Source organism: Sulfurimonas sp. (genome assembly GCF_027056685.1).
In the GTDB taxonomy this organism is placed as follows: domain Bacteria; phylum Campylobacterota; class Campylobacteria; order Campylobacterales; family Sulfurimonadaceae; genus Sulfurimonas.
This window is the reverse complement of the sequence record NZ_JALUKE010000210.1, coordinates 1-7356: the sequence shown is the minus strand read 5'-3', so window position 1 is coordinate 7356 and position 7356 is coordinate 1. Positions and strand designations below refer to the sequence as shown.

The following is a 7356-nucleotide window of genomic DNA, read 5'->3' as shown; positions in this document are numbered from 1 at the left end:
CTCTATTTTCAAGCTTCCAATTCTGCAAGTCACGACTTGCATAGACACCATACCTATTCCCAACTCTACAAACCTTGCCATCATAATCGATCGACCAAATATCACTTTGAAGCGAATCATAAACAGGAGGCAGGACTGCGTGAGGGATTGTTACAGATTTCATGAATTTTGCAAGTCCACCGGAGTGATCTAAAAAAACTCCTGTAATTGCTAAAATAAAGAGAGGAAAGAGCGCTATTATGGCGAAGATATTCGCATGTGTTTTAATCAGCTTGCGTGAGAGTTTTGCCTTTTTCTTTCGATGAATCAGCCACCAAATCATATAGCCGCTCAGACCCAAATATACTAAAAAAAGTGCCCCGTAATCATTTATAAGCAATGAGATATCTCCGTCAAAAAGACCCCGTCCATAGTGCAGATCTCTCACAAAACGAGAGAGTTTTATATTTTCATGTAGTTGGGCTGCATCGATTTTAACAATATTTTTTTGTAAGATTTTTGCACTTTTTCTGTTTAAAAGAATAATCTCTTTTTTATCTACTACCGCAACTATTTTCTCTTTTGAAGCACTTAAAGCTGTTACATATTTTCCCTGCAGGGCAAGAGGGTGCAGCTTATTATCAAGCATGTAAACACCATCAGATGTAGCAAGGTAAAGCTCTTTGCCATCATCATCAACAGCAGCAAGAATTTGTAAAGATGAAAGTTTGTGAAAATTCTCTCCACCATTAAAACTCTCATAGAGTCCTCTTTGCCCACCTACAATAAGATGAGCAGAATTTTTCGGCTCTTGATAGTACACATTAAAAAGACGATTCTCGGCTTTTAAAATGTGTGAAGGGACATTGTTAAAAGTAGTGCTATAGAGGAAACTCCATTTGTCATGGTCAAGAAAAAATCCGCTGATTGATAAAATCAGCAGGAAAATTCCACTAGAGAAACCTGCTAACTTATGGAGCTTATAACTCTTTACCATCTATACTCTAAACCTGCATACACACTTCTTGGATCACCCGGAGTATAGTCCTCTTTATGATAAGCATAACGCGCTCTTACTGCATACTTTTTATCTGTTATATTGGTTACTTTTGCAAAGAATCTAACATTTTTTGAATACTTATAATCTGCCTTAAAATTACCAATATCATAACCATCATATCTACCTGCAGTATGAGCATCATCCATCCAGTAAGAGCCAACATGCTGCCACTCAGCCATAAGTCTCATACCATGAATATAACTAGGCATATAAAAAAGTCTGACATTTGCCAAAGTATTAGGAGCTGCCGCCATCTCCTTGTCCCCTAAAACAGGGTCATTATCATAATTATGTTTGGAGTACGAGTAGCTCACTGCAGCTTCAAACTCTTTTGTAATGTTCGATTTCAAGGTCGCTTCTACACCTTTGTGAATTGTTGAACCGCCGTTTCTATAGCCACCCGTTGTTGCATCACGCACAATTGTATCATCGATTGTCATATAATACACCGCTAAGTCAAAAGATGTTTTCTTAGAAAAGCTTTTTTTCAAACCTATCTCATAAGTATTAGATTTTTCCGCTTGAAGATCAATATTTTCATATCCCACTTTCACAGAGTAGAGTCTTGTCGCTTGTGGAATTCTAAAACCATTTGCGTAGCGCGCATAAAGATTCAGATCTTGTCTGACAAGATACGAAAGCGCTAGTTTTGGACTCAGATGATTATACGAATCAACTCTACTTGCAGGACGATAATAAGTATTTGAGCTATCCGATGAATCTGCTGCAAGATTATTTGTATAGTCATATCTATTGTAATCATAACGAAGTCCAGGAGTCAGTTTTATATGTTTTGTAATCATATAATCAATATGAATATATGGTGCCAATGCAAAATAGTTCACATCATAATCATACAAAGCACCTGCTGTATATGTCTTTGGTTTCCATCCTGTAGTCGTAACATCAAAGTCCTGATTATATTTTAGTGATGATTGTGTATACTCCGTATCAAATCCAAATACAACTCGTCCCCAGTTCTTCTCATAGGTATTACGCTGTAAAAGCCCAAGAGTGTACAGTTCATTATCGTTACTTGGCAGATTGCCTTCCCAAGTTGCTACATATCTGTTTCTATTGTAACGGATGTATGGAGTAACAGTAATTTCCATATCATTAAATGTATAGTTTGAAAATTCTGCACTCAATCTTGAATAGTCAAACTTTCTTGTAACATCTGTTTTCTCAAGTGCTGTAAAATAGTTCGGATCATCACTAGCAGCAGTCGAGCCATTTTCAATATTTGCATAATCGTTAAAACTATCTGCCTGCTCTGCTTCTGTTTTTGAGAAATTAAAAATGACTTTAACATCATTGTCATCATTTATCGTATGGTCATAACGAAGATTGGCTTCTGCTCTATCTGTTTTTGTATGCTGTCTCCAACCATCACTATGCATGTAAGAGACATCTGCACGATAGGCATTGTCGTTGTCAATAGTATCACTCATACCAAGACTAAGCGAACCATAACCATAACTTCCACCCATTCCTTTAATGGTTATCTCTTTTTTCTTTGAAGGTCTCGTTGCTGATTTTACATTCACAACTGCAGCGACTGCATCTGAACCATAAAGTGCAGTTCCTGCCCCTTTTAACACTTCTACTGATGAGGCAGTTTGAAAAGTTGTATAAGCAAGCCCATTATGATTAAAAAACCCACTCGATTGAACAGGAATACCATCTTGCATAAACAAGTAATAGGGACCCGTATTAATAGGCATACGAATAGATGTCATATGTCCAATAACAGAACCGGTTTGCTCAATTCTCACGCCACTCAAAGAGTTCAATAGATCTTTTTGAAAAATAACCTGATCAAGCTCAATCTCTTTTTTCTCTTTCGTTGCAACACTCAACGGTTGCTCTAACACCGCTTCATCTATACCTGTAGCCGTTACACTCATAGGTGCCAGATTGATGACAGAATTTGCCAAAAGTGCAGAAGCACTCATACAGCAAGTTATAATCGCTCTTTTCATTATTTTTTCCTTAAACTTCTCTTGTAATAGTGGAAGTTTATAAAAAGAGTGTTACATAAGTGTTAAATGAGAGTTTCTTCATCATCTTTTTCCTAATGATATGAGTCAATAATTTTTCAGAAAAAATATGTCATACTTTAAGCAATTGCACATAATTGAAAACAAGGTCAAAAATGATAAAAATTATTTTTCTTACTCTATTTGTAACGCTTTTGTCGGCAAGCTATCTTACAAATAAATCATGCAGTGAGTGTCACGAAGAAATTTTCCAAGAGTATCAAAGTTCTTACCATTCTAAGACATATTTCAACGATGAACTACATAGAAAAGTTGCCAACCTAGCAGCAAGCGAAGATCATTATAATTGTGCGACATGCCATATGCCATCAGCTCAAAACCAAAAAGAGTTGGCTAATGGTACTGCAAAACCTAACTCATCAAAGCAGAGAGAAAAAGATGCTATTAGTTGTTTTTATTGTCATCAGATTGCCTATGTAAAAAAAGCCCATCTTAAAAACAAAATCATTCTTACCAAACAAGTAGAAAATTATAAACCAACTTTATATGGCTCTTTAAAAAATCCTGACGAGAGTGATAAACACACAATGACACATAGCCCTATTTATGATAAATATGTCTGTTCAGGCTGTCATTCGCATAAAAGAAACACCCATGATACTTTAATCTATGATGATATGAATGGTAAAATGGATAGTAGAGAGTGTATTAAATGCCATATGCCTCTCGTAGCTGGAAAAGTCGAAAAGATGAACAAGAAATTTCGTACGCAACATCACGACCATAGCTTTAATGGCATACATAACATGAGCATGAGAAAAAAGGGGATAGAGTTAGATATTCATGTAAAAGATAAACAAATTGAAGTGAGCATTAAAAATAAAATGCCTCATCCACTTATTAGCCAAGTTGCAAGGTTAAAATATTTACAACTCAATGTAAAAAGAGATGGTAAAATTATCTGGCAAAATTATAAAAAATCTCCTACTGAGGACAAACAGGGTATATTTAAAATTGATTTTTTAGGGGCTGATGGAAAACCAGTTGTTATACCTGCTTTTGCATACAAAAGAGGATTTGTAAACAATATAAAAGCAAAAGAGACAAAAAAATTGATTTACAATGTTTCTGACTTGAAAGAAGGTGATATAATCACAGCTTCTATGTATGTAATATTAGCAAAACCTAGTTGCTGGAAAACTCTAAATTTACAAAATTCCAATTTAAAAACACCGATGCTTTTAAAAAGTAAAATATATACACTAAAGAGATAATATTTAACCTATTCGTATCGCTTTAGTATGTAAAAGAGCATCTGCTATTTTTTTTCTAGCAGACTCTATAAGACGCGAAAATGTGGTGCGAGAGATGCCCATTTTATCTGCACACTCTTGCTGGTAAAGCCCTTCATAATCTGCTAAACGCAGTGCTTCCATCTCATCTTCACGCAGTGCAACTCTTTCAAGTTCACTGCGTTTAACACCACATGGCTTAAAACAGATATGGCTATGATCTGCATCTATATGTCTCTGTATTGGTTTTCTACCTCTCATACAAACTCCTGCGTTTAGATATTGCCATCTAAAAAGTTTCGGACAACTTCATCAGCTGTTGCACCATGTTTTTGACGTATTTTTTTCACTTTTAAGCCAATGGACTCTAGTGCCTCTTTCATATTTTCACCCACAGCCTGCACTAAAATAATGTCACAATTTTTCAGTGCCTCTACATCTTTTCTATGAGAGTTTGTATGCTCTTCATGTCCCATCTCAGAGTGGTCATGTTCTGCATTTTCTCTATGAGCATGATGCCCGCCATCATGATGCTTGTTTGGTACTACTTCTACAAATTTATCATCATCATAAATCGCAAAGTATGCACTCTGCCCTGTTTTTTTTACTATTGTCTTTTTATCTTCATCTACTGCTAAAACTATTTTCATTTTTTATCCTTTTGTGATTTATTTAAAGAGAGTATCCACTGAGCAATTGTTTTTACATCTGCATCGTTTAACTTTTTAAACGCAGGCATTACCGCACCTTTAGAAGTGGCATATTTTTTCTTACTACCATTTTCAATGCTATGCATCAAAACTGCTAATGAGTTTCCTTTTCTCTTTGCAATATCTCTAAATGCAGGTCCAACAATTTTTTTATTAATTTTATGACAAGAAAGGCAACCATTTTGTAAAGATAATCTCTCGCCTTTTGGCATTGCATTAAGTTTGTTCTCTAAAAGCTGTGCTTCATTAAGATTTTTCTCTGTAAAATGAGAGAACATATACTCACCTATAGCTTGAAGTTCATCTTGTGTTACTTTGCCTTTTTGTGAAGGCATAATTCCATAAGTTTTTAGACTTGCTTTATCACAAAATGATTTACTTGCACTAGGATTTATAACATAATCTTTTACAAATGCAATCGCCTTTGGAATACGCTGACTCTCATCTTCTGTTTTTATAAAATGTACTACATGAAATGCAACTGCCATCATCGCTGGTGCTTTTTCATTTGTAAAAGTCTTAGGTGGTAAATCAATGTTATGACACTTCGTACACTTTTGCTCTAAAAGTTTTTTTCCGTCTAAATTATTTACTTTTTTATCTTGTGAGCATCCCGAAAAAGAGAACAACACAACTACTGCTAATAATAATACTTTCATTTCTAAATCCTTTTTACTTTTATAATAGCACGGTTAAGATACAGTGCAAAACCAATGGCAATATATGCCAAAAACGCAGCGATAATATATGTAGTTTTCAACCCTATAGCATCACCAAAAACTCCCATAGCCAGAACTACAATAGAACTAATTGAGAAGTTTATACTCATATAGACACTGTTTATAAATGTCGGCATTTTTGTATCTAACTCATGAATAACAGAGAGCATAATAGGACCATTTGCAAACATAAATATGCCTAAAAGTGCTAAAAGTGGGAACATTGTGTAGGGAGTTGTGCTAAAGAGAAAAGCACTCATGGTTAATGCTGACCCACTTGACATAATAACAAGCGTTTTTTGTCTTCCAATTTTATCTGAAATAGTTCCTGAGAGAAATGTGCCAATCACCCCAAAAAACTGCAAAACTGCCAAAGCACTACTTGCCACCCACAAAGAGAACCCCTCTTGTGTAAGATAAATAGCTAAATAAAGCGTCACTGCCATCTTCATAGCAGACTGGAAAAACATAAAACCACTCATAGCACCAAAGAGAGGCAAAAAGCGTTTTACTTCACGCATGGCATCGCCCTTTTCTCTCTTTTTTGTAAACTTTGTCTGAGTAAAGTTAAAATTTCTCAGTTTATAGTACAAAATAAGTGAAGCAATCATACCAAAAGGCATAAGTCTCCAAGTACCCTCAAGCCCCCATAAAGAGACACCACCTGTAATAATCAAAGGACCAAGTGTACGAGCAAGCTCTCCACCAACCATAAAGTAACTCATTCCCCGTCCAAGTTTATCGCCAGAAGATGCTTTTATCATTCCAGGAGAGGGAATGTGAAAGAGTGTTGAAGTGATTCCTGCAATAAAAAGCAAAACGAGTAACATTGCATAAGAGTTAGCCACTCCTAAAAGTGACATCACAACAGCAGTAAACGCAGGAGATAAAATCACAAAATATCGAGCATCACTTCTCTCAGCCAAAAGACCGAAAAAAGGATTTAAAAGAGAGGGAATTTTTCTAGCAATATCTAAAAAAGCACTCATAACAAGGCTCATACCAAGCTTATCTATAAGTAGTGGCAAAATAGGTGCTAAAAAAGCAGAGTAAGTATCTTGTACCAAATGTGCTACAGAAACCGTAGCGATGATGTTATTATCTTTTTTTTGCACCTTAGCACTATCCTTGAAAACATATTAGTGAAATTATATCGGTCATATGTTCATAAGTCAATAGAGTTCCTAAATAATTCAATCGCCCTATCCCCACTACAATGTGTGGGTCTTGCACACTTTACACCCATTTCTATGAGAGCATCTATGGTCTGCAATATTTTTTCATCACTACTTCGTAAAAGATGAAAACCTCCCACAACACATTCAATATCTCTACCAATAACCTCTCGTGCAACTTTTGTAATATTTTCAACTCCAAAGTGTCCACAACCTGTTATAAGCGTACTCTCTTGTTTATCTATGATGAGAGACTGCTCAGGAGTTTCATCTCCTAAAACTCCAGTTGTATAGAGATTTGCAAAAAGTTTTTGTGGTTTTTTTGTGCAAACTATAACCTCTTTAACCAAAGTTTTCAAATCTTTTATAAGATGTTTTGAGAGTGAAGAGGGAACAAAGAGTGTAAGATTTGGATTAAGTT

7 protein-coding genes and 1 pseudogene are annotated in these 7356 nt (G+C 35.5%); 1 reads left to right on the top strand and 7 read right to left on the bottom strand.

Annotation, left to right across the window (positions count from 1 at the left end; all coding sequences use genetic code 11):
* The coding region (locus MVY38_RS09255) for a PepSY domain-containing protein (protein WP_297485499.1) at nt 1–976 on the bottom strand (976 nt) is incomplete at its 3' end.
* A complete protein-coding gene (locus MVY38_RS09250) occupies nt 970–3021 on the bottom strand; it encodes a TonB-dependent receptor (protein ID WP_297485497.1) in 2052 nt (683 codons plus the stop codon). The genes MVY38_RS09250 and MVY38_RS09255, both read right to left, overlap by 7 nt.
* 173 nt (nt 3022–3194) lie before the next feature.
* Here MVY38_RS09250 and MVY38_RS09245 point away from each other — a divergent pair, with 173 nt between their 5' ends.
* The gene (locus MVY38_RS09245) at nt 3195–4313 is read left to right on the top strand and encodes a multiheme c-type cytochrome (protein WP_297485495.1); all 1119 of its coding nucleotides are present in this window, start codon (nt 3195–3197) and stop codon (nt 4311–4313) included.
* Between the two features lie 3 nt (nt 4314–4316).
* On the opposite strand, the gene MVY38_RS09240 is transcribed toward MVY38_RS09245, so the two are convergent.
* From MVY38_RS09240 to MVY38_RS09220, 5 genes and pseudogenes are all read right to left on the bottom strand, one after another.
* Nucleotides 4317–4592 (bottom strand): DUF134 domain-containing protein, encoded by a 276-nt coding sequence (locus tag MVY38_RS09240; protein ID WP_297485493.1) that lies wholly within the window; start codon nt 4590–4592, stop codon nt 4317–4319.
* Nucleotides 4593–4606: 14 nt separating this feature from the next.
* Nucleotides 4607–4981, bottom strand: a complete 375-nt coding sequence (locus MVY38_RS09235) for a NifB/NifX family molybdenum-iron cluster-binding protein (RefSeq protein ID WP_297485491.1) — start codon at nt 4979–4981, stop codon at nt 4607–4609.
* A complete protein-coding gene (locus tag MVY38_RS09230) occupies nt 4978–5700 on the bottom strand; it encodes a c-type cytochrome (protein ID WP_297485489.1) in 723 nt (240 codons plus the stop codon). The genes MVY38_RS09235 and MVY38_RS09230 overlap by 4 nt, the downstream gene beginning before the upstream one ends.
* A gap of 2 nt (nt 5701–5702) precedes the next feature.
* Nucleotides 5703–6875, bottom strand: coding sequence for an MFS transporter (locus tag MVY38_RS09225; RefSeq protein ID WP_297485487.1), 1173 nt, complete (start codon nt 6873–6875; stop codon nt 5703–5705).
* Between the two features lie 50 nt (nt 6876–6925).
* Nucleotides 6926–7356, bottom strand: a pseudogene (locus tag MVY38_RS09220) (hypothetical protein); the annotation flags it as partial.